Origin of the sequence: Loktanella sp. PT4BL (assembly GCF_003201935.1) — a bacterium.
Classification (GTDB): Bacteria; Pseudomonadota; Alphaproteobacteria; order Rhodobacterales; family Rhodobacteraceae; genus Yoonia.
In genome coordinates this window covers 43,749-65,789 of sequence record NZ_QJJL01000006.1, presented here as the reverse complement: position 1 = coordinate 65,789, position 22,041 = coordinate 43,749, and the positions used below count along the sequence as shown (strand labels likewise).

Genomic DNA, 22,041 nt, shown 5'->3' with positions numbered 1-22,041 from the left:
CCAAAAGCGAAAAAAGTCCTTGAAGGTTGGCAAATAAAACCAAACCTTAAGGGTAAGAGGCCACGGTTGGTTCGCGCCAACCCCCGATATGAAGGAGCACAAGCCGTGCCATCATTTTCGACCACACTCGAGCAGTCCATTCATGGCGCACTTGCGCTGGCCAATGAACACAAGCATGAACTTGCCACGCTGGAACACCTGCTTCTTGCGTTGATTGACGAACCTGACGCGGCGCGCGTGATGCGTGCGTGCTCGGTTAACCTTGATGAGCTGCGCAAGGATCTGGAAGGATTTATCGAGGATGATCTTTCAACCTTGATCACGGATGTTGAAGGGTCCGAGGCGGTGCCGACTGCTGCGTTCCAGCGGGTTATTCAACGTGCGGCAATCCATGTGCAATCATCCGGCCGCAGCGAAGTGACCGGCGCTAACGTGCTGGTCGCGATCTTTGCCGAGCGTGAAAGCAATGCCGCCTACTTCCTGCAGGAACAGGATATGACGCGCTATGACGCGGTGAACTTTATCGCCCATGGCGTGGCCAAAGACCCCGCTTTCGGTGAATCGCGCCCTGTCACAGGATCTACCGACGAAAGCGAAACAATCGCGCCGGGCGAAGGCGACGAAAAAGAAAGCGCGCTGTCCAAGTACTGCGTCGATCTGAACGCCAAAGCGACCAAAGGCGATGTTGATCCGCTGATCGGTCGCGCGCATGAGGTTGAACGCTGCATTCAGGTGCTGTGCCGCCGCCGCAAGAACAACCCGCTTCTGGTGGGTGATCCAGGCGTGGGTAAAACCGCTATTGCCGAAGGTCTCGCGTTCAAGATCGTGAACGGCGAAACGCCTGAAGTGCTGTCGAAGGCGACCATCTATTCGCTCGATATGGGGGCGTTGTTGGCCGGTACACGCTATCGCGGTGACTTCGAGGAACGCCTGAAAGCTGTGATGACAGAGATGGAAGAGCATAAAGATGCGGTGCTGTTCATTGATGAAATCCACACAGTGATCGGTGCCGGTGCCACATCCGGCGGCGCTATGGATGCGTCCAACTTGCTGAAACCTGCCTTGCAGGGGGGCAAGCTGCGCTGCATGGGGTCCACGACCTATAAGGAATTCCGCCAGCACTTTGAAAAGGACCGTGCCTTGTCGCGCCGGTTCCAGAAGATTGACGTGACAGAGCCTTCGGTTCCTGACGCGATCAAGATTTTGCAGGGTCTGAAGCCTTACTTCGAAGAGCACCACCACATCAAATACACCGCCGACGCGATCAAAACCGCGGTGGAGCTTTCTGCGCGTTATATCAACGACCGAAAATTGCCCGATAAGGCGATTGACGTGATCGACGAAGCGGGTGCCGCACAGCATCTGGTCGCGGAATCCAAGCGTCGCAAGATGATTGGCGCCAAAGAGATCGAGGAAGTCGTGGCTAAGATTGCCCGTATTCCGCCTAAGAACGTCTCGAAAGACGATGCAGAGGTGCTTAAGGATCTTGAAAAGTCCCTCAAGCGCGTTGTCTTTGGTCAGGATCAGGCGATCGAGGCCCTGTCTTCCGCCATCAAACTGGCACGAGCAGGTCTGCGTGAACCGGAGAAACCGATTGGTAACTACCTGTTCGCCGGCCCAACCGGTGTTGGTAAAACCGAAGTGGCCAAGCAACTGGCCGATACACTGGGTGTTGAACTGTTGCGCTTTGACATGTCCGAGTACATGGAGAAGCACGCGGTTTCACGCTTGATCGGTGCGCCTCCCGGTTACGTCGGTTTTGATCAGGGTGGTATGCTGACTGACGGTGTCGATCAGAACCCGCATTGTGTCTTGTTGCTCGACGAGATGGAAAAGGCACATCCTGACGTCTACAACATCCTGTTGCAGGTGATGGACCACGGGAAATTGACCGACCACAACGGCCGGACAACCGATTTCCGCAACGTTATCATCATCATGACTTCGAACGCAGGTGCGGCCGAGATGTCGAAGAATGCTCTGGGCTTTGGCCGTGAAGCGCGGACCGGTGAGGATACCGCCGCGATCGAGCGGACATTTACGCCGGAATTCCGCAACCGTCTGGATGCGATCATCAGCTTCGGTGCACTGCCGAAAGAGGTGATCATGCAGGTTGTCGAGAAATTCGTGCTGCAGCTTGAGGCACAACTGATCGACCGTAATGTGCACATCGAACTGACCAAGGCCGCCGCCGAATGGCTGGCCGACAAGGGCTATGATGAAAAGATGGGTGCGCGCCCGCTGGGCCGTGTCATTCAGGAACACATCAAAAAGCCGCTGGCCGAAGAGCTGCTCTTTGGCAAGCTGGTCAAGGGTGGTGTCGTCAAGGTTGGTGTCAAGAAAGGCGCGCTGGATCTGACGTTTGAAGAACCGTCGCCGGGCCGGATCACAGGTGGCAGCAAAAAGCCGCCGCTTCTGACGGCAGACTAACCATCAGGTGCATTGATAATCACCCGCCGCGCAAACTGCGCGGCGGGTTTTTTCATGGCTGGTCTGTATGCTTTGGCAACTTGCGCAGGGCTGGCACCGCATAAGGCACTGTGGCTTGGTAGCGTGCGAACCTTTCCCCGTAGCGCTGGGCAAATCGCCGCTCTTTCAGGAGGGGTGCGGCAAGGCAGTATGCGGTCAGACTGATCGCAAGGGCCAACTGGTCGGGTGTCCAGACAGGGACAGTCCAAAGCGTCAGGGCAAAAGCCACATAGATTGGCTGTCGGATGATCCGGAACAGACCCGTAACAGGCATGTCGGGGAAGACGGGTTTGATGTTTTGCGCCAAGGACATCCACCCCAAGGCACCTGATTGCACCTCGGCCCCGGCGTCATAGCTGGCTTTGATCAGCAGCAGCCAAGCGATCACATAGAAGGTGCAGATGACATAGAATGCGGTCCCTTCGGCGCGCCACCAGACAATGCCGCTGGGTGTCCAAAGCGCAAAGAGCGCCAGAAGCTGAACGGAGGCCACAATCGCATAAGTCGTGGTTGAGAGCGTGCCGCTGTAGGCCGCGGGGGCGAGATAGCCAAGCAACCGCCGCCCCCGCGCGCTGAGGAGCAGGGAATGCATCAGTGGAAACTGCAGGATCAAAAGTGCGTTGGCCAAAATCGCCCAAGTGCCTGGTACACGGCCCAGACTTTCGCTCATCCCGAAAAACATGGCCGTGATCATCGCGATCACCGCGGCTGCAAAAATCGCGTGACAGACGACGCCATATAGAAACGCCACCGCGATCCGTTTGCGGCCTGCAGGCGGGCGCAAGACACCGAGACAAAGGGTGAGCAGCCGCTTGAAGGGAGAGGGGGTGTTCTGATCCATGTTCCCCAGATAGGACGGGCGCGATGGAAGGCGACTGTAGAGGGTCATTGGTCGCAGCTTGCTTTCATGCGCGGCCCCGCTACGTGGCAGGGCATGACGAAGAAACCTGAACTTGCCCCCGAACATGTCAGCGAAGTGATCCAGATGGCGCTTTCGGATCACGTCAGCTTTGCGGATATCCACCGCGAATACGGGATTGGCGAGAATGACGTCAAAACCCTGATGCGCGACACCCTGAAAACCGGCAGTTACCGCGCATGGCGTAAACGCGTCCGCGACTTTTCGGACAGGCGGGCGCATTATAAATAGCTGGCAATGTGGCGCGACCCGCCTACCTCCACGTGATGAGTGACAAACACCCCAACGTGCGCGCGCTTGCCGTGCCAGCCAGCCGCGTATCGCGGTTTGGCCGTTTGAGCGCGATGACAGCCGGCGTTGCCGGTAACATGGCTTTCAACGGAATCGCGCAATTGGCGCAGGGCCAGCGGCCCGCAATGCGCGATTTGCTGATCACCCCGCAGAACATCACGCGGATCACCGAAAAGCTTGCCCAGATGCGCGGTGCGGCAATGAAGATCGGGCAACTTATGTCGATGGATACGGGCGAATTCCTGCCGCCGGAAATGGCGCAGATCATGGCGCGGCTGCGGGACAATGCCCATACCATGCCCCCCGCGCAGTTGCGGCGGGTTCTGGATACGCAGTGGCCCAAGAACTGGTTGAGCCAATTCGCAAAGTTCGATGTGCGGCCCATTGCGGCAGCCTCGATCGGACAGGTGCATCGCGCGCGGCTGAAAGACGGCAGGGATCTTGCCATCAAGGTGCAATACCCCGGCGTGGCGGACAGTATTGACAGCGATGTGGCAAATGTCGGCGCGCTGCTGCGCATGTCGGGGTTGATCCCCAAGGGGTTCGCGCTTGCGCCATATCTGGAAGAGGCGCGCAAGCAGCTTCATCAGGAAACGGATTATACCCGCGAAGGACAGTATCTGGCACGGTTTGGCGCGCTTCTGGCGGACGCACCGGCATTTGACGTGCCTGCGTTTATTCCTGAATGGAGCACGCCGCAGATCCTGGCGATGTCCTATGTGGAGAGTGTGCCGATTGAAGCGGCCTTCACCCAGCCCGAGGCGGAAAGACACCGGATTGCGGATGCGCTGATCGGGCTGACCTTGCGCGAGTTGTTTGACGAAAGGCTGATGCAGTCAGATCCGAATTTCGCCAATTATCGCTACGATCCACAGACGGGTCGGATCATCCTGCTGGATTTTGGCGCGACCTGTGAATTGAACCCGACGGTCGTGACGCAATATCGTGCGTTGCTGGCCGCAGGCCTGATTGACGATCACGTAGCGCTCGCGCGGATTGCACAAGAGATCGGGTTCATCGCGTCCGATACAGCCGACCGTCACCGCAAGGCAATTATGGACATGATGCAGATGGCTTTTAGCGCCTTACGCGTGGATAGACCGTTTGATTTCACCGACAAGACCCTGCCGCGCGCGATGCAGAACGCGGGGATAGCACTGGCCGAAGACGGGTTTGTCCCGCCGCCTTTGCCGATTGATGTCTTGTTGTTGCAACGCAAGTTCGGGGGCATGTTCCTATTGGCCAGCCAGTTGGGCGCACAGTTGGACCTGTCGGGATATTTCGCACGCTACGTCGCGTCTAGCGCTCGGTAAGCTTCAGCTCGATCCGGCGGTTCTGGGCGCGGGCCTCTGGTGTGTCGGCAGGGTTCAGCGGTTGATATTCGCCAAACCCGTTCGCGGCCAGACGGCGCGGGTCAATGTCAAGATCGCTGCTCATAAAGCGCACAACCGACAGCGCACGCGCCTGACTAAGCTCCCAGTTATCGGCAAAGCGCGCGCCGGGGTTCAGCGGGATATTGTCGGTATGGCCATCCACACGGATGACCCAGTCAAGGCCTTCGGGAATATCGTCTGCGATGCTGCGTAGAATATCCGCGATATTGGCAATTTCCGCTTCGCCTGCCGGCGAGAGATCGGCACTGCCTGGCTCAAAAAGCACCTCGGACGCAAAGATAAAGCGATCACCCTCGATACGGATCCGGTCCTGCCCCTCAAGGATCTGGCGTAGTTCGCCAAAGAAGTCGGATTTGAAGCGTGACAGGTTTTCGGCCTCGGCGGCCAACCTTTCGGCCTCTTCCTCGAGGCGCGCGGCCTCGGCCTCGAGCCTGATGCGTTCCGCCTCTTCCAGGGCGCGTCTGCGCCGTTCTTCTGAGACAACGCGGGCAAGCGCGGTGTTCAGCTGTGCGCCCAAGGTTTCGATCTGGACTTGCGCCTCGCGGTCGGCCTCTTCTGCGAGGTTGAGCAGCGATTGCAGGTTGCCCACCTGTGTGCGTAATTCGGTGATCTGTTCATTCAGCAAAGCCACCTGACGCTGGCTTTCGGCAGACAGCGCCTCTTGCGCGGCAAGTTCCTCATTGGCAAGGGCAAGAAGGGCCGCCTGCCGTTCTGCTTCGCTTGCCTCTTCGCCAAGATCTCCCTGCAGTTCTTCCAGCTCACTGGTCAGCGTTGCGTTCCGCGCATCAAGTTCGGCCTGTGCTGCGCGTGCGGCGGCCAGCAGGGTCAGCGTGTTCTCTGCTTCCTGACGCTGCCGCTCAAGATTGAGGGTCATCGCCGTCAGTTCGCTGTCTGCATTTGCCAGTCGCTCACGCAGCGCTTCGGCGGCGGCGGCGCTGGTCAGTTGATCGGCCTCCAGCGCCGTGATCCGCGCGGTATTGGCGTCATTCTCGCTTTCCAGATCGGCGATCAGCGCTTCCAACGCTTCGCGGCGGGCGGCGGCAAGGCGTGCGGCCTCTGCACCCTCGTCGATTTCAGTGCGGGCCTGCGCAAGGGCGAGGTTGAGCGCTTCTTGCTGTGTCAGCAATCGCGCCTGCTCGGCTTCCAGCCCTGCAATATTGGCAAGCGCGTCGCGGCGTTCGCTAAGTAGTCCCGCGACCTGTGCCTCGAATTGGGTGATTTGGGTTTGCGCCTGCGCCAGTGCCTGATCCTGCGCGTCCCGTTCTGCGATCAGGGCGGCAATCCGCCCTGCCTGCCGCGTGGCTTCGGCATTGGCGGCATCAAGATCAGCGGTCAGCGACGCGTTGGTATCGCGCGCAAGCCCCAGCGTGGCTGTCAGCGCCGCGACCTCGTTGTTCAGCGCGTCCAGCTCGGTTTCCTGGCCGGTGATCTGTTGGCGCAGCACGAACTGGATCACCATAAAGATCGTCAACACGAACATCAGGACCAGCAACAGCCCGGTCATCGCATCCACGAAACCCGGCCAGATCGCGTTCTGAAAGCGGTTCGATGATCTGCGGCTCAACGCCATGGATCAGCCTCTGTCCCTGATCGCACTTGCCAGATTAGCAATCTCGCTGCGCAGGTCGCCGACGCTTTCCTGCCGGCCCGCCGACATCTCTTCGAGGATGCGGAGCAGTTGCACGTCAATGGACCGCAGGCGCATCCGGCTTTCGGCATCAATGCCTTCCATCCCGCTGTCGTCCAGTTTCTGGATCAGCGCTTCTTGGCCAATGGCAACACGTTCGAGCATTTCCGATGTCGCATTGGCTGCGGTGCTTTGCGCCATCTTTTCGATCGCGGTTGCCAGCGTGTTGAACTTCTTGTCGTTCTCTTCGCGGTCGGCGTCTGTCTGTCCCATCATCATCTGGATGGTGTCCATCAGCTCGCCCAATTGTTCCACAAAGGGACCCATCGCACTGAGGTCGGCACCAAGGGCCCCCTCTTCACCATCAATCCCGACGCGGGTGATTGTGGACAGCCACTCTTCGAGTTCGCGGTAGAAGCGGTTTTGGCCATGGCCGGCAAAAAGCTCCAAAAGCCCCACGATCAGAGATCCGGCAAGCCCGAGCAGCGAGCTTGAGAAAGCCGTGCCCATGCCGCCCAGTTGTGCTTCAAGCCCTGATTGCAGGCGGGCAAAAATATCGGCACCACTTTCCCCTTCGCCGGGGTTCAGCGACCGGATGGTTTCAACAAGTGCAGGCACGGTCGTGGCCAGACCATAGAATGTGCCCAAAAGGCCAAGAAAAATCAGTACGTTGCCAATATAACGTGTGATTTCGCGATCTTCGTCGATGCGCTGCGCGACGGAATCAAGGATAGACCGGCCAGAGGTTGAGGACACCTGCGTGCGCGCCCCGCGTGAGCGCAAGAGTGTGGCAAGCGGCGCAAGAAGCGAGGGTGCCGCGCTATAGGAATGCCCGCCTTGTTCGCGTGCAAACCGTTCGATCCAGCGGACCGAATTCATCAACACAAAGACCTGATTAAAGCAGGACAGCATTCCCAGCACAAACACGCCAAGAATGACCCCGTTCAGGTAAGGGTTTGACTGGTAGATCGCTGTGATCTGCTCCAGCCCAAGGTAAAAGCCCGCGCCGACCAGCCCGATCACAGTCAGCATGAAAAGCAGCTGACGAATGGGCAGTGTGAACTGCGGTTGCGATTTGGGTTCCCGTTTGTCCGACACGGATGGGGGCCTCATATTGTGTGACTGCTTCGCTCGCATAACACCATATGGCTGAACTTACACAAACCCAAACAAATTCGGGCCTTCAGTCTGTTGCCGTCAAAGCACGCACACGCGCAACCAACCAGTCCATGTCGGTGTCCTTTATGCCGAGCTCCGCGAGGTGGTCGGCCGTATTGAACAGATACTCCGTGTTCGGCCCGCGTCCGCCGACCGCACCTGCAATCATCTGCGCCTGTTTCTCAAGGTCGAACTGGCAGTACTGCACATGATCGCGGTCAACCACATAGGTCAGCGCCTGCAATGGTGCGCCTTGATCGTCGATCAGGGTGACGGTTTCTTCGTAATAGGCGGACGAGATTAATTCGCGTTCACGCAGTTGCGCCAGAACCGTATCTGTCTCGTTCTCGGCCACCTGAAAGGCCACGCCGGTACATTGCCCGCCTGTCTGCGCATCAAGCGCGAGCACAAGACCGGGGTCGTCTTCTGTGCCGCGGTGATGGATGCTGAGCATGCAAAAACTGCGGTGATAGTCAGGCAGCCGCGCCTTGACCTGACGCACCGGTGTAAAACCGGGGTTCCACAAAAGTGAACCATATCCGAAAACCCAAAGTGCCATGGTGCGTGTCCCTTCCTTGAATACGCCCATAACACCGGTTTGAAGGAAACGGAACTAGACCGCGCGGAGCAGGTCACCAAAGATCGCAGCGGTGTGATCTTGCAGGTAAATCCGCAGCCATGGTGTGTATTGCGCAGGGTGCCGCGCCACATCGGCAGAGAGTTCGTAAAAATCGACCCAGCGGGTATCCATCACCTCGTCGGGGTTGGGCTTGACCACCAGATTATTGGGGGCGTCAGCGACGAAGACCTCGACAACCTCGTGTTCGATCAGCCCGCCACCCACATCGGCCCGATACTCGATCTGGTCGCGGTGGGATGGATAAAGCCCCTTGATCCCCAATTCTTCGTCCAGACGCCGCATCGCGCAATCGGTCGGGTCTTCGTCCCATTCGGGGTGGGTGCAGCAGGTGTTCGCCCAGAGGCCGGGGGTGTGGTATTTGCCCATCGCGCGCTGCTGGATCAAGACGCGGCCACGGTTGATCACAAAGACACTGACCGCCTTGTGTTTGAGCCCGCGCACATGCGCATCCAGTTTCTCGACCGGTTTCAGTTTGCCGTTTTCCCAGGCCGGGATCATGATCGTCATGTGCGCAGCGGAGAGACAAGGCGCGTCAGATGCGCGAGGTTCTTGATGCCGATCTTCAAGTGAGCCATGGGCCGTGCCTTTACCAGTTTCTTGTTCATATAAGCCTCAAACGTCAGCTTTTGCACGTCGACATCATGACACAGGGACACAAACCGCTCGCGCCGTTCGTCGCTGCGGTAATAGGCGTTTTGCATTGCGCCCAAAACCCGGAAAACCTGTTTGTGTTCGCGCATGAAGAGTTTGCGGGCCAGTTGCAAATCCTTTACGCGCCCTGATGCCAGAGTGGCCGCTGCTGCGGTCGCCGCAACGCGTCCGCCAACCATTGCATAGTAGATGCCTTCGCCCGATGACGGCGCCACGACGCCCGCCGCATCGCCTGCCAGAACCACATCTTTGCCATTGTCCCAGCAATCCAATGGTTTGAGCGGAATAGGCGCGCCTTCTTTGCGGATCGTCTTGCAATCGGTCAGCCCTGAGGCCGCACGCAGATCGGCGGTGGCCTGTTTGACGTCAACGGATTTGATCAAGGAGCCCATGCCGACGCTGGCTTGCCCGCCGTGCGGAAAGACCCAGCCATAGAAATCGGGTGAAATGCGGCCATCATAGATCACGTCGCACCGTGCGGGATCATAGCTGGCGGTCGCTGCCGGCGCTTCGATGATTTCGTGGTAGGCAATCACGTAAGGAATTTTATCGCCGTCTTTGATCTCGGCCCGCGCCACGTTTGAGCGCGCGCCATCAGCGCCGATGACCAGCTTTGTAGACAGTTTCATCTCATTGCCGCTGATCTTGTCGCGATAGACCACATGGGTGCCGTCCGCGTCACGTTCGATCTTCGTGAATGTCCCTGTGTAGCGATGCGCCCCGGCGTCCTTGGCCCGCTTGCGGAGGAATTCGTCGAAATGTTCGCGATCTACCATGCCGACATAGCCGTTCTCGATCGGGATATCGACCTGCCGTCCGGTGGGAGAGATCATGCGTGCGGTGTTCACTTTGGCCACGATCTGGGCGTCAGGGATAAAGAAATCTTGGATCAGACGCGGAGGAACAGCGCCGCCACAAGGTTTGATCCGCCCGTCACGGTCGATGAAGGCGACCTTGTGACCGGACCGTGCAAGGTCTTCTGCGGCAGTGGCCCCTGACGGGCCTCCGCCCACGACAACGACATCATATTGCATGTGCTATTCTCCCGGAACGAGCGTGGCGGACGGCATTTTGCGATCCATGATTTTGGCTGCCATTGTGGCGGCGGCGATAAAGATGGCGGCTTCGGCGATGAACACGATCCCGAAGGCCTGGGTGTCGGTCATGGTGACGCGCAAGGCATCGACCAGACCTGCGCCAACCAATCCGCCGAAACCGGCGGCGATGGCCTGTGCCGCACCCCAAAGCCCCATGCGGGTCCCTTCGCGGCGCGCGGCCCCTGCTGCGGCAAGCGCCATCATCGAGCCGATGGCGGCAACAGCAAACATCCCGTTAAAGAACCCCAGCAGGACGACTGCGGGGACAAGCGGAGCACTTGGACCGATAGGCCCGAGGAATGTGATCAGGATCAGCGCTGCGGCAGAGCCGACACAGCCCGTCATCACCCAGTTGCGCAATGCGCCGATCTTGAAACCAGTGGCCAGGATACCGACAGCGAGCATACCGATGAAAACGCCACCGTTCTGCGCGCCTGATAAAGAAGTCGATTGCCCGGGCGTGAAGCCGAAGACGAGACCGGCGTAGGGTTCGAGGATCAGTTCCTGCATGAAGTAGGCGGTCATCGACAGGAAGACGAAGATCGTGAAATTGCGCGCTTTGCGTTCGGACCAGACCTCTTTCAGCCCCTCCATGAAGGGTGTCGGGTCCGGCTCGCGCACGGCAACCAGATTGCGTTCGATCCGCCAGACGGCGAGACAGGTCACGAGTGTTGCGATGGTCACAACGAAGCCCACAATCTCGATTAGGAGCAACGGCGTGTAGGGGTCAATCAACTGCCCCACGATCCCTGCGGTTATCGCGATCCCGAAGATCATCATCAGCCATGTGATCGTTGCGGCGGCCGCGCGGCGGTGCGGTGCCGTCGTCGTGGCCAGAAGCGCCAGCAATGATGTGCCTGACGCGCCGACGCCAAGGCCGATCAGCGTGTAGGCGATGATTGAAACGGTCAGGCCAAGCGCAAAGGATTGCTCGAAGGCCAAGACACCACAGGCCGCAGTGAAAGCGCCGAGCGCGAGCGCCACCATACCGCCGATAATCCAGCGTGTCCGGTGCCCGCCAGTGTCAGAGTAGAACCCCCAATGCGGGCGTGTCAGTTGAATGCCGTAGTGCAGGCCGACCAAAAGCCCCGGCAGAATTGCGGGCAGCGACAGCTCGACCACCATTAGACGGTTCAGTGTCGATGTTGTCAGGACGACAATCGCCCCCAGTGCCATTTGCACAAAGCCAAGCCGGACAATCTGGAACCATGAAAGTGTCATATCAGCCTCCAATGCTCCGCAACGCAACGGCGCTGATCATCATGCCGCTGATGTAGAACAGAATACCCATGCCCTGATACCAAGGCGTTTTGCCTTCGGGGTCGCGCAACAGAACGCGCATTGCGCCCAACTGCACCGCCAGCATTGCCATTACGCCAAGCGCGAAACCGGCTTTGCCCCAATAGGTCAGCAGTCCGATGACGATGATCTGTGGGACAGCCATGATCCAGCAGGCAACCTGCGCCGCGCGCGCGGGCCCAAGTGTGACAGGCAGCGACCGCAGGCCAGTGGCGCGGTCGCCCTCGATTGCTTTGAAATCGTTGAGTGTCATAATGCCATGGGCGCCGATGCCGTAAAGCACGGCAATCGTGATCACCTGCGGGCTTGGTGCGCCAGCGGCGACAACAGCCGCCCCGGTGATCCACGGCAGTGTCTCGTAAGCGAGGCCGCAAAGCCCCGGACCCCACCAGCCGGATTTCTTGGCGCGGATCGGCTCGGCCGAATAGGCCCAAGCCGCCGCAACGGCCAGTATGGTGGCACCAAAGCCCCAAGGCCCCAGTTGATACCCGACCGCCAACCCCAACACAGTCATTGCGAGTGCGATATAGAGCCCCCAGCGTCCGGGAATGCGCCCTGAAGGAATCGGGCGGTCGGGCTCGTTGATCGCGTCAACATGCCGGTCGCACCAATCATTCGCCGCCTGCGACATGCCGCAGACGATCGGGCCGGCAAGCACCACGCCCAAGACCACGAAAAACCATTGGCCAGAGGGGCTTATACCCGATGAAACGACGCCGCAGAGATAGGCCCACATCGGAGGGAACCATGTCACAGGTTTGATCAGCCGCAGCATCGCGCGCGGCTCGGGCCAGCGGCGTATGGCGGGTTCAATCTGTAAATCTGACGTTACACTCATTTTGTCAGTTTAGTGTGACATATGGCGTTTGGGCAAGTGTAAAGGTCTGTTGACACTGCGCCATCTTGTCACTCGGCTTGGTCGTCGCATGAACGCGACAGCGATGCCCGGAATACGCGTGTGTTTTTCATCGAATTGTCGCGTTAAGCCTGCTTTCATTTCTGCCCGTCTATGCCCGTTCTGGGTGAAACATGAGGTAGAGAGATGGGCGCAGGATCAAACGCACCGACAATTATCAAACGCAAGAAAGTGGTTGCTGGCGGCGGCCACCACGGTGGTGCCTGGAAGGTTGCCTATGCCGATTTCGTCACCGCGATGATGGCGTTTTTTATGTTAATGTGGCTGCTCAACGCCACAACTGAACAGCAGCGCAAGGGGTTGGCGGATTACTTTTCACCAACGATTCCCGTCAACCGCATTTCAGGCGGTGGGTCCGGTGCCTTTGGTGGCGACAATATCTTCACCGAAGAGACCCTGGCACAAAGCGGCACTGGCATCAGCCAGCCGAGTATCGGCAATGAACCCCTGCGCAGCGAGAGCGAGACCGGGGCAGACGCCGCCGCCGCAGCCCAGGTCGCGGCCCTGCGCGAAATCGAGGCTGTACTTCTGGGGCAGGGTGGTGAGAGCATGTTATCCGATCAGGCGCTGCGTCATATCATCACCCGCCTCACCGATGAGGGACTTGTGATCGAGATATTTGATCTGCCTGACGTCACGCTTTTTGTTGAGGATACGGTCGTCCCCAATCCCGTGATCGCCGAGATTGCAGCGATCATGGCGCGGCTGTTTCAAACGGTCCGCAACGGCGTTGCGATAGAAGGGCATTTGAGCGCAAAATCTGTTCTGAAGGTCGACAATCCTGTGTGGGCACTGTCAACCGGCAGGGCCGACCAGATGCGTCTGATGCTGCAAAGCGGTGGTCTCGATCCGATGCGTATTGTCCGCCAGACGGGTGCGGGCGACCGCGATCCTGCTGTGCGCGATGCGACCGCCCCGCGCAACAACCGGATTGAAGTCATCCTGCTGCGATCGGACCGCTAGAACGATATCATTCGAATTTTAGCCGTTAGGGGGGTGTTAAGGCGCGGGGCTTAGAGGTGGTGTGAACATTAGTCATCTCTGACGCAGAAAGGCTCATCTTTATGACGATTTCCTCTTCCCTGAATGCCAGCGTTGCCGGTTTGGCGGCAAACGCCTCTCGGTTGGCCACGATCTCGGACAATATTTCGAACTCATCAACCTATGGCTACAAAAGAGCGGTGACCGACTTTCAGTCGATGGTGATTGAAAGCGGTCAGGGAACCTATTCTGCGGGCGGTGTGCGCACAACAACATCGCGCTTGATTGATGAACGTGGTGCGCTGGTTTCGACGTCAAACCCCACAGACCTTGCCGTGCGGGGCCGTGGAATGCTGCCGGTCACATCGGAAACATCTGTGGCCGTCAACAACGGGGACAATCCATTGTTCCTGACGACTACGGGATCTTTCCGCCCCGATGCCCAAGGGTATTTGCGTACGCCAGGGGGGTTGGTTCTGCTGGGTGTGCCAGCGGCGGCTGACGGAACCATTCCCAACTATCCGCGCGACTCTATCGACGGTTTGGTGCCTGTCCAGATCAACGCCAACCAATTTGCGGGCGAGGCGACGACGCGCGTTGACTTGTCGGTCAACCTGCCCGCCACGTCAACGCGGGAAGGATCACCGGGGGATACGGAAACGCTCTCGGTTGAATATTTCGACAACCTGGGTGCGTCTTCGAACCTGAGCTTCCTGTTTACGCCAACTGTACCGGCAAATGGTTCATCGAATACATGGACAATGGAAATCCGCGACAGTGAGTCCGATACTGATCTTGATGGTGTTCCCGATGTTGTTGGCGAATATACATTAACCTTTGATGCGACACGCGGCGGCGGCGGTACGCTTGCAAACGTCGATTTTGCAGACCCGCTGAACCCGATTGGCGGGGCCTATGATCCGCTCACCGGGGCACTGACAATTGCGGTCGATGGCGGACCAATGGAAATCAATATCGGCGAATTGGGCAGTTCGATCGGATTGACCCAACTGTCCGATGCTTTCGCGCCCGTTTCAATTTCCAAGAACGGCACACCCGTGGGCAGTCTGACCTCGATCGAGGTGGACCAGAACGGTTTCGTGCGGGCCTCCTTTGATATCGGGATCAACCGTGTTCTCTATCAAATTCCGCTTGTGGACGTGCCAAACGTGAACGGATTGGAAACGCTTGATCAGCAGAGTTACCGCGTGACGCCTGACAGTGGTTCTTTCTTCCTGTGGGACGCGGGTGACGGGCCGACGGGCGATATCGTCGGCTTTGCACGCGAGGAATCGGCCACGGATGTTGCCGGTGAGCTGACGGAACTGATCCAGACACAACGCGCCTATTCGTCCAACGCCAAGGTCATCCAGACTGTGGAATTATCCTTGGCCGAAGCGACATCTTTGCCGGTTGAGATCATCGATTGTGTTTTGGAGAGATCGTTGTTGATCGACTTGAGCGTTTGCAGCGCAACCATTGCGCTGTTGTTGGTCAAAATACTGGACATAATTCACGGTCCTTTATGTATGGCGCTTTGCACCGGGTTGGTTGGAAACTCCGCAAATTTACTGCGGCGCGATGCGTCATTCTGACGGAATTCACCGATCACTTCGTACCGGTGCGCCTTTGTGGCGATGCCGGATGAATATCTAGCGCAGGCTGAACAACCTCTTAACTCGGCCCGTCCAAATAAAGAGAATTTGACTGAAATCAGGCCTTCTTCTCGAGGGCTGGGTTGTGGGTGCGGACATGTTCAAGACGGCCTGCGTTGTCATAAACACTCAAACCGCTTTTCACGTTCTGAAGCGCTGAAAGACGCGCGCTCGCGGCAGCGACGCCTTTGATCGCGGCCGCCAGAAGACCAAGGTTCTCGTCCATCTTTTGGCGCAGGGGCCGCAACTCTTCCTTAGCCGGAATTGTTTTTTCCAGTTGTGACAGCAATGCCTCCTTTTGTGAAACAAAGGTGGCCAACGCGTCGTAATCCGCGGAAATCAGCGCCTGGCGTTCCTGGTCCAGCACCTGATGCAATTGAGAAACGACTGTATTAAGCAAAGTTCCGGACTTTCATGGCCTCGAAAAGCGCTTCGGCTAGTCCGATTCCCCCTGCTTTCACCATTTCCTCGGCCTGCGCCTCTCGCAGGAAAGAAGCGAAATGCTCTTCGCCTGCGCCGCCGCCGAATGTTTCGCGTGGCGTCCCGACACCTGCGGATTTCAGCATTTCCGCCAGAAATGTCGCCTCCATCTTTTGGGCGGCGTCACGCAGCTTTGCGTTGTTGTTTATATAGTCCGGCAGAGCGGGCGCGGGGCGTGGCGGCGGCAGATCAGTGATCATTGTCATCGGATTCTCCGGTTGGTGGTTTGCGCAACTTGACCGACCTTCCTAAACATTCAGTAAGTTTTTTGCGTCAAACAGAAGATCGAACAGACGCAATCGGAGAACCGATGATTCCCTTGATCCTTTCCCAGTCGGCAGCGACGACCGCACAGACCCCGCCGGTGCCTGCCGTGGGGGCCGCTAGCGCCGATGTCACGACATTCGACGAAATGATGGCCGCGACCGCACCGGCCAGTGATGACATACATGGTGACGCGGCGGATGGGGGAATGGGTGTGGCGTTTGCTGCTGATCCAGAGCTGCTACCGGACGATGCGGTCGCTCTGCCTGCGGTGACAAAAGACGTTGCTGCCAAGGCCGAAACGCCGATCGCTTTACCGGTGCCCGCAGCAAAGGCTGATAGCGAAGGTGTAGCCGCACTATCCGGACCAGCAGAGGATAGAACGCAGATGTTGCGGCGTGAGGGCCTGAACGTGCCGCCGCCTGCGCGCGAGGGCGCAACAGAAAAGCAGCCCGAACAGACCACTCCGGTCGCGCGGGAAGGCAAATCAACAGGCGCGACTGTGGCCCAGTCTGTGGTCGAAGGGCGTTTGCCGGTTAAGGTGCGTGCTGAGGTGCCGTCTACACAACCACTGCAGCCGAAACCGGTCGAGCCAACGAAGGTGGACGCGCCGCCACCTGTGTCACCACCGTTGATTTCAGACAAACCCAGGGCAGATTTCGCAGGTCAGGCCAAAGAAGTACGAAAACCCCGGTTTCATCCTGCCGATGAACGGCCACGTCCTGTACGCGAGGATGCCATGCCACCGCGGGCAACGGTACAGCTACCCCCGAGTGCGGCAGCACAAGTGCCTGCGGCACAGCCACCTGCCGTGGCCATGGCGCAAATCGCTGCTCATCCGCAGCGTGAGATGGTTGAAAAGGCGTCTAAACCGGCTGATGTGGATAGTATTTTGTCGGCGATGCCTGCCGAGCGGCATACCACGGCAACCGGGACACCGGCCCCTGGGGTGGCCGCTGCCACACCAGAAACTGCACGTCATGTGGCGGCGCAGATTGCGGTGGCCGTGACGAACAGCAACGGCAAGACCACGGAAATTGCGCTTAATCCCGAAGAATTGGGGCGGGTGAAGCTGAGCCTTGCTGCGGGTGACGGTGTTATCACGGTGAACGTGCTGGCCGATCGCCCCGAAACACAGGACTTGTTGCGACGGCACATTGATATCCTCGCGCAGGAGTTTCGTCAGCTTGGGTATAACTCAATTTCGTTCTCTTTTGGCGACCAAAAGGGGCAGGCGCGCCCTGAGGCGAGGCCGGACGAGCAACCTGTCGAGCAACAGATACAAGATACCGTTCCGATCACCCAAACCACGCCACCACCTGCTGCGGGTGGCCTCGATCTGCGCATTTAAGGAGCACACATGGATATCACGCAACTCACCCAAACCGGTCGGGCAACCCCCAACGCTGGCATGGCCAGTGCCGCGACGCAGATCAGTTCTGATTTTGAGACCTTCTTGAAGATGCTGACAGCGCAAATGCAGTATCAAGACCCGCTGAACCCAATCGATTCGACAGACTATGCGACGCAGCTGGCAACCTTCTCGGGGGTTGAACAGGCCGTGCTGACGAATGATTTGTTGCGGTCCCTCAGCACCCAGATGACAACAGGTGGGCTGGTTGAAATGGCAGCACTGGTCGGCAAAGAGGTACGCACAGAGGGGCCTGCCTATTTTGACGGCCAGCCAATGACACTACTGGCGACAAGAACCGTGGCCGCTGACAGCGCAGAGCTTGTCGTGCGCAATGCTGCAGGCGAAGAGCTTCAGAGGCAGGCTGTCCCGCCAGCTGCCGAGACGGTGCAATGGGCGGGTGTCGGCCCAGACGGTACGCCACTGCCTGCAGGGGTTTATCAGTTCGAAATCCAGTCAACATCCAACGGTCAGGTGATCGCCCAGAACCCCGTCGCAAGCTATCATACCGTGAACGAGGTGCGGCTTGAGGGCGGTGTGACCATGCTGGTCCTGACGGGGGGAATTACCGTGGCGAGTGACCAGGTCACAGCGCTCCGTGACGCGAACCTCTAGAGCAGAGAGATGCCCCATATAGCGCCACTTGCAAGAACCGCGCCAAGCGCCATCCACGACAACCGCGCGATACGGCGCTGCGGCTTTGGCGGCGGTGGCGGATTGTTCAGACGGATCAGCGCGTCTTCGGCAAGCTTTGGCAACTGCGGGCCAAAGCGCGACAGAATACGCGCGGTCTTTGCCAGATCACGCAACAATGCCTTCGGGCCGATGCTTTCCTTGATGTAGTCTTCGACGATGGGTTTTGCGACGTGCCAGATGTTCATCCGCGGATCAAGTGATCGGGCCACACCCTCGACCACCACCATTGTGCGTTGCAACAAGATCAGCTCGGTGCGGGTTTCCATGCCGAAACGCTCGGTGACTTCAAACAGATAGCTCAGCAGGCGCGCCATCGAAATGCGGCTCGCGTCCATGCCGAAAATCGGTTCGCCTACAGCGCGCAGTGCGCGGGCGAATTCGTCAACATCGCGGTTTGCAGGCACATAGCCCGCTTCGAAATGGACCTCTGCGACCCGCTGGTAGTCCTTACGGATAAAGCCGAACAGGATCTCGGCATAGACGCGGCGGGTATATTCATCGATCCGCCCCATGATGCCGAAATCATAGGCAATGATATCCCCGTTTGCGGCGACCTTCAGGTTGCCTTGGTGCATGTCGCCGTGAAAGTAGCCGTCACGCAGCGCGTGGTTCAGGAAGAGCTGCAGGACACGCGTGGCCAAAACGACGCGATCATGCCCTGCGGCATCCAGCGCTTCGTTCATCCCGATGTTCGTGCCTTCGGCCCATTCCATTGTCATCACGCGGCGCCCTGACAGATGCCAATGCACCTTGGGCACCTGAAAACCTGCATCGTTTTCGGTATTCGCGGCAAATTCCGCGGCGGCCGAGCTTTCCAATCGCAGGTCCAATTCGCCCATGACCACGCCTTCGAAGTGGGTGATCACATCCATCGGGCGCAGACGGCGCGACGCGGGCGACAAAAACTCGATGGCGCGGGCAGCAAAGTAGAACGCATCAATGTCGGTCCGGAACGCGCGCTCAATCCCGGGACGCAGGATCTTGACGGCTACTGCCTCGCCTGTGTCGGCCAGATGGGCCTTGTGCACCTGGGCGAGCGAGGCGGCAGCGACCGGTTCAGAGAAGGTCGAAAAGAGTTTATCAAAACTGGTACCCAGCTCAGATTGGATCGCCTTTTTCGCCTCTGCCATGGAAAACGGCGGCAATTTATCCTGCAGAACCCGCAGTTGCACTGCCAGTTCGTCCCCCACCACATCAGGGCGGGTCGAAAGAATCTGGCCGAATTTGATATAGGCCGGACCCAGTGCTTGCAGCGCTCGCACCGCAGGCGGCATCGACACATCGCCTTTGTAGCCAAGCCACTGAAACGGCCAGACAAGCGTGCGGAGCGTGATACGCAACAAGGGCCCTGCATCCAACGCATCCAGCACGACTTTCATCGCGCCGGTGCGTTCGAAGGTGGCGCCTGTGCGGATCAGGCGGATGATATTGTGAGGGCCGCGCATGCTAGAGCTTCCACCCCGAATGCAGCGCCGCAACGCCCATTGTCAGGTTGCGATATTTCGCGTTGCCGAAACCTGCTTCACGCACCATCCCGAGAAAGGTTTCCTGATCGGGGAACTTGCGGATGGATTCGACCAGATACTGGTAGCTGTCACGATCCCCCGCAATCATCTGGCCCATACGCGGAATGACGTTGAACGAATAGGCGTCATATGCGGCCTGCATCATCGGGTTGGGCAACTGGCTGAACTCCAGCACCATCAAACGGCCACCTGGCTTCAGGACGCGATAGGCCTCGTTCAGCGCCTCTTGCGGGCGGGTCACGTTCCGGATGCCAAAGCTGATGGTGTAGACGTCAAAGGTATTCGCCTCGAACGGCAGGGCCATCGCATCGCCCACAACCCAATCAAGGCTGTCCGACATCTGTGCGGCCTCGGCCCGTTTGCGGCCCTCGACAAGCATGGATTCGGTAATGTCGAGCACGGTTGAGTGACCACGCCCCGCACGTTTCAGGAAGCGGAACGAGATGTCACCGGTCCCGCCGGCCACATCCAAAAGGCGCTGTCCGGGTCGCGGGGCCAGCCAATCCATCATCGCATCTTTCCAGATCCGGTGCACACCGCCCGACATCACGTCATTCATAATGTCGTATTTGCTGGCCACGGATGAAAACACGCCTTGGACGCGGCCTGCTTTTTCATCCTCGCGGACGGTTTCGAACCCGAAGTGTGTGGTATTGTCTGCCTTGTCGGTCATGTCATGCTTTCGCCTGAATACTGTCCCGCAAGGGGTTATACCCAAGCGACGAAATAGACAAACTGTCAATGTGCCACGGCGCACGAATGGGGACGACAAGGGGCGCAGCAATGCCTATGTAGTGGGCCACAGCAAAAACAGATGACATAAAATGCCCGAATTGCCCGAAGTTGAAACCGTTAAAGCCGGCATTGCCCCCGTGATGGAGGGCAGTGTGATCGCGCGTGCCGAGGTGAACCGGCCCGATCTGCGCTGGCCGTTTCCCGAACGGATGGCCGAGCGGTTGACGGGGCAGCGGGTACTGGGTCTGCGGCGGCGCTCGAAGTATATCCTTGTCGATCTGGAAAGCGCGGAAACGCTCTTGATCCACCTGGGCATGTCTGGGCGCATGTTGGTATCGGGGCAGATGATCGGTGAATTCCATCACCCGCATCCGGCGCCCGCCAAACATGATCATGTTGTGTTCCACATGGAAAACGGCGCGCGCATTACCTTCAATGATGCCCGCCGTTTTGGCGCGATGGACCTGATGGAGACAGCGCGCCAGGAAGATCACTGGCTGATCCGCGATCTGGGGCCGGAACCCTTGGGCAATGCCTTCAACGAAACCTATCTGATCGACCGCCTGAAAGGGCGCAATACACCGATCAAATCGGCGCTGCTGGATCAGCGGATCGTGTCGGGGCTTGGCAACATTTATGTCTGCGAAGTGCTGTTTCGCGCCGGTATCCATCCTGCCCGCAAGGCGGGGCGTATCAGCGCTGCGCGCATCGCTTCTTTAGTGCCCCTCATTCGCGATGTGTTGTCCGAAGCAATCGCCGCAGGCGGCTCATCCTTGCGCGATTACCGGCAATCCGATGGTGAGTTGGGATATTTCCAGCATGTTTTTCAGGTCTATGACCGCGCGGATAAACCCTGCGTAACCCACGGATGTGGCAAGACAATCACCCGAATCGTACAGTCCGGCAGATCATCTTTCTTTTGTCCGCAATGCCAAAGATAACTTGATCCGCCCGCGCGCTTTGCTAAGCCTTGGGTTCTGACCGGCGCAACAGGATGAGCAGAATGGCCTTTGACAAGATCATCGTAGATATCAGCGACAGTGTCGCAACGATCACGCTGAACCGACCCGAAGCGATGAATGCGTTGAACAGCACCTTGCTGGGCGAACTCTGCACGGCGCTGGAAGACGCCGACGCCAGTGAAAAGGTCCGCTGCATCGTGATCACCGGATCCGAGAAGGCTTTTGCTGCAGGTGCCGATATCTCCGAGATGGCCGACAAGACATTTGTCGAGATGTACACCAAGCGCTTCTTCGAGAATGAAACCGACCGCTTCAATCGCACCCGCAAACCGATCATCGCCGCTGTTGCAGGCTACGCGCTGGGCGGCGGATGCGAGCTGGCGATGATGTGCGATTTCATTATCGCGGCGGACAATGCCAAATTCGGCCAGCCCGAAATCAACCTTGGTGTGATTGCGGGGATCGGCGGCACACAGCGCCTGACCCGCTATGTGGGTAAATCCAAGTCGATGGACATGCATCTGACAGGCCGCTTCATGGATGCCGAAGAGGCCGAGCGCAGCGGTCTTGTGAGCCGTGTTGTCCCCGCCAAGAAATTGCTGAGCGAAGCGAAAGCAGCTGCAGAAAAGATTGCCGAGAAATCCCAGATTGCGACGATGGCAGCAAAAGATGCTGTAGATCGTGCCTATGAAACGACACTTGCCGAAGGTCTGAATTATGAGCGGCGGCTGTTCCAGTCGCTCTTTGCAACCGAGGACCAAGCCGAGGGCATGGCGGCCTTTACCGAAAAACGTGAAGCGCAATTCCGCGATAAGTAGACCTGTTCCTTCAAATCCACGCGGAAGTCGTGTGTGCAATCCGCGCACTTGA

Annotated in this window: 21 protein-coding genes; 9 read left to right on the top strand and 12 right to left on the bottom strand. The window is 58.5% G+C overall.

Going from position 1 to position 22,041, the window contains the following annotated elements; all coding sequences use genetic code 11:
• The first annotated feature begins 105 nt into the window (after positions 1 to 105).
• Entirely contained in the window at positions 106 to 2,430 is a 2,325-nt protein-coding gene (gene clpA, locus C7964_RS15920) for an ATP-dependent Clp protease ATP-binding subunit ClpA (protein WP_110280650.1), read from the top strand.
• A gap of 52 nt (positions 2,431 to 2,482) precedes the next feature.
• Here the strand turns inward: clpA and C7964_RS15915 are convergent, their stop codons facing one another.
• A complete protein-coding gene (locus tag C7964_RS15915) occupies positions 2,483 to 3,310 on the bottom strand; it encodes an isoprenylcysteine carboxylmethyltransferase family protein (protein ID WP_110280737.1) in 828 nt (275 codons plus the stop codon).
• A 93-nt stretch (positions 3,311 to 3,403) separates the two neighbouring features.
• Between C7964_RS15915 and C7964_RS15910 the strand changes: the two genes are divergently transcribed.
• Together C7964_RS15910 and C7964_RS15905 are read left to right on the top strand one after the other, a co-directional pair.
• Positions 3,404 to 3,619, top strand: coding sequence for a DUF2805 domain-containing protein (locus C7964_RS15910; protein WP_110280736.1), 216 nt, complete (start codon positions 3,404 to 3,406; stop codon positions 3,617 to 3,619).
• Positions 3,620 to 3,654: 35 nt separating this feature from the next.
• A complete protein-coding gene (locus tag C7964_RS15905; RefSeq protein WP_110280649.1) occupies positions 3,655 to 4,992 on the top strand; it encodes an ABC1 kinase family protein in 1,338 nt (445 codons plus the stop codon).
• Here C7964_RS15905 and C7964_RS15900 read toward each other — a convergent pair.
• The 7 genes from C7964_RS15900 to chlG all read right to left on the bottom strand — a co-directional run bounded on the left by C7964_RS15900 (position 4,979) and on the right by chlG (position 12,383).
• Positions 4,979 to 6,643: a peptidoglycan -binding protein gene (locus C7964_RS15900; RefSeq protein WP_110280648.1), complete on the bottom strand. Its 1,665-nt coding sequence runs from the start codon at positions 6,641 to 6,643 to the stop codon at positions 4,979 to 4,981. The two genes, C7964_RS15905 and C7964_RS15900, sit on opposite strands and share 14 nt — an antisense overlap.
• A gap of 3 nt (positions 6,644 to 6,646) precedes the next feature.
• Positions 6,647 to 7,732, bottom strand: coding sequence for a biopolymer transporter ExbB (locus C7964_RS15895; RefSeq protein ID WP_110280735.1), 1,086 nt, complete (start codon positions 7,730 to 7,732; stop codon positions 6,647 to 6,649).
• Between the two features lie 151 nt (positions 7,733 to 7,883).
• The gene (locus tag C7964_RS15890; RefSeq protein ID WP_110280647.1) at positions 7,884 to 8,417 is read right to left on the bottom strand and encodes a gamma-glutamylcyclotransferase; all 534 of its coding nucleotides are present in this window, start codon (positions 8,415 to 8,417) and stop codon (positions 7,884 to 7,886) included.
• A 54-nt stretch (positions 8,418 to 8,471) separates the two neighbouring features.
• Positions 8,472 to 9,005 (bottom strand): isopentenyl-diphosphate Delta-isomerase, encoded by a 534-nt coding sequence (gene idi, locus C7964_RS15885; protein ID WP_110280646.1) that lies wholly within the window; start codon positions 9,003 to 9,005, stop codon positions 8,472 to 8,474.
• Positions 9,002 to 10,183 (bottom strand): geranylgeranyl diphosphate reductase, encoded by a 1,182-nt coding sequence (locus tag C7964_RS15880; RefSeq protein ID WP_110280645.1) that lies wholly within the window; start codon positions 10,181 to 10,183, stop codon positions 9,002 to 9,004. Before C7964_RS15880 ends, idi begins: the two co-directional genes overlap by 4 nt.
• A 3-nt stretch (positions 10,184 to 10,186) precedes the next feature.
• On the bottom strand, positions 10,187 to 11,467 hold the full coding sequence (locus C7964_RS15875) for a BCD family MFS transporter (RefSeq protein WP_110280644.1): 1,281 nt from the start codon (positions 11,465 to 11,467) through the stop codon (positions 10,187 to 10,189).
• 1 nt (position 11,468) lies between these two features.
• Entirely contained in the window at positions 11,469 to 12,383 is a 915-nt protein-coding gene (gene chlG / locus C7964_RS15870) for a chlorophyll synthase ChlG (protein WP_110280643.1), read from the bottom strand.
• 204 nt (positions 12,384 to 12,587) lie between these two features.
• Here chlG and C7964_RS15865 point away from each other — a divergent pair, with 204 nt between their 5' ends.
• Together C7964_RS15865 and C7964_RS15860 are read left to right on the top strand one after the other, a co-directional pair.
• Positions 12,588 to 13,424: a flagellar motor protein MotB gene (locus tag C7964_RS15865; protein WP_110280642.1), complete on the top strand. Its 837-nt coding sequence runs from the start codon at positions 12,588 to 12,590 to the stop codon at positions 13,422 to 13,424.
• Between the two features lie 101 nt (positions 13,425 to 13,525).
• Entirely contained in the window at positions 13,526 to 15,037 is a 1,512-nt protein-coding gene (locus C7964_RS15860; RefSeq protein ID WP_502693572.1) for a flagellar hook protein FlgE, read from the top strand.
• Between the two features lie 118 nt (positions 15,038 to 15,155).
• Here C7964_RS15860 and C7964_RS15850 read toward each other — a convergent pair whose 3' ends face one another.
• A complete protein-coding gene (locus tag C7964_RS15850) occupies positions 15,156 to 15,473 on the bottom strand; it encodes a hypothetical protein (RefSeq protein ID WP_110280641.1) in 318 nt (105 codons plus the stop codon).
• A 16-nt stretch (positions 15,474 to 15,489) separates the two neighbouring features.
• Positions 15,490 to 15,783: a rod-binding protein gene (locus C7964_RS15845; RefSeq protein ID WP_110280640.1), complete on the bottom strand. Its 294-nt coding sequence runs from the start codon at positions 15,781 to 15,783 to the stop codon at positions 15,490 to 15,492.
• 104 nt (positions 15,784 to 15,887) lie between these two features.
• Here C7964_RS15845 and C7964_RS15840 point away from each other — a divergent pair, with 104 nt between their 5' ends.
• Positions 15,888 to 17,192 carry a flagellar hook-length control protein FliK gene (locus C7964_RS15840; RefSeq protein WP_110280639.1) on the top strand — a complete coding sequence of 435 codons (1,305 nt, stop codon included), beginning with the start codon at positions 15,888 to 15,890 and terminating at the stop codon, positions 17,190 to 17,192.
• Between the two features lie 9 nt (positions 17,193 to 17,201).
• The gene (locus tag C7964_RS15835) at positions 17,202 to 17,867 is read left to right on the top strand and encodes a flagellar hook capping FlgD N-terminal domain-containing protein (RefSeq protein ID WP_110280638.1); all 666 of its coding nucleotides are present in this window, start codon (positions 17,202 to 17,204) and stop codon (positions 17,865 to 17,867) included.
• Here the strand turns inward: C7964_RS15835 and ubiB are convergent.
• The gene (gene ubiB, locus C7964_RS15830; protein WP_110280637.1) at positions 17,864 to 19,393 is read right to left on the bottom strand and encodes a 2-polyprenylphenol 6-hydroxylase; all 1,530 of its coding nucleotides are present in this window, start codon (positions 19,391 to 19,393) and stop codon (positions 17,864 to 17,866) included. The two genes, C7964_RS15835 and ubiB, sit on opposite strands and share 4 nt — an antisense overlap.
• 1 nt (position 19,394) lies before the next feature.
• Positions 19,395 to 20,147 carry a bifunctional demethylmenaquinone methyltransferase/2-methoxy-6-polyprenyl-1,4-benzoquinol methylase UbiE gene (ubiE, locus tag C7964_RS15825; RefSeq protein WP_110280636.1) on the bottom strand — a complete coding sequence of 251 codons (753 nt, stop codon included), beginning with the start codon at positions 20,145 to 20,147 and terminating at the stop codon, positions 19,395 to 19,397.
• Positions 20,148 to 20,298: 151 nt separating this feature from the next.
• On the opposite strand from ubiE, the gene mutM reads away from it, so the two are divergent.
• Together mutM and C7964_RS15815 are read left to right on the top strand one after the other, a co-directional pair.
• Positions 20,299 to 21,150, top strand: coding sequence for a bifunctional DNA-formamidopyrimidine glycosylase/DNA-(apurinic or apyrimidinic site) lyase (gene mutM / locus C7964_RS15820; RefSeq protein WP_110280635.1), 852 nt, complete (start codon positions 20,299 to 20,301; stop codon positions 21,148 to 21,150).
• A 62-nt stretch (positions 21,151 to 21,212) separates the two neighbouring features.
• Positions 21,213 to 21,989 (top strand): enoyl-CoA hydratase, encoded by a 777-nt coding sequence (locus C7964_RS15815; protein WP_110280634.1) that lies wholly within the window; start codon positions 21,213 to 21,215, stop codon positions 21,987 to 21,989.
• Positions 21,990 to 22,041 lie beyond the last annotated feature (52 nt).